The sequence below is a fragment of the Cryobacterium sp. MLB-32 genome (assembly GCF_000738085.1).
Lineage (GTDB): Bacteria > Actinomycetota > Actinomycetes > Actinomycetales > Microbacteriaceae > Cryobacterium.
In genome coordinates this window covers 1-476 of the sequence record NZ_JPRS01000722.1, presented here as the reverse complement: position 1 = coordinate 476, position 476 = coordinate 1, and the positions used below count along the sequence as shown (strand labels likewise).

1 protein-coding gene is annotated in these 476 nt (G+C 57.1%); it reads right to left on the bottom strand.

Annotated elements, in window-relative coordinates:
• Positions 1–95: 95 nt before the first annotated feature.
• Positions 96–476 (bottom strand): penicillin-binding transpeptidase domain-containing protein (locus JF66_RS21075; protein ID WP_035880937.1); only part of this gene is annotated, 381 nt, incomplete at its 5' end.

Sequence of the window (476 nt, the reverse complement as noted above, 5' to 3'; positions counted from 1 at the left end):
CAGGTCGGTCGACTTCCACACCTCGCCCATACCGCCGATGGCGATGCGCGACTGCAGCTCGTAACGACCACCGAAGGTGAGCCCTGATGTGGGTCTCATTTGTTAAGCACCGCCTCTAGAACCTTTTGTGCGATCGGTGCGGCAAGGAGATTGCCGTACCCCGTTTGATCCATTCCGCCCCCGTCTTCCACAAGAACGGTGATGGCATACTTCGGGTCATTTGCCGGAGCGAATCCGGTAAACCACAGTGTGTACGGATCGGTCGATCCGTTTTCCGCAGTACCGGTTTTGCCCGCCACTTTGACCCCATCTATTCTTGCATTGCTTGCGGCACCGTCCTGGACGTTGTCCACCATCATGCTGGTCAGTTTGGCAGCTGTTTCGCTGCTCATCACCCGGCCCAGGGCTTCGGGTTTGAAAGTTTGCAGGGGACTGAGATCGGGGGCCAGGATTTCGTCGACGAGATTGGGTTTCAT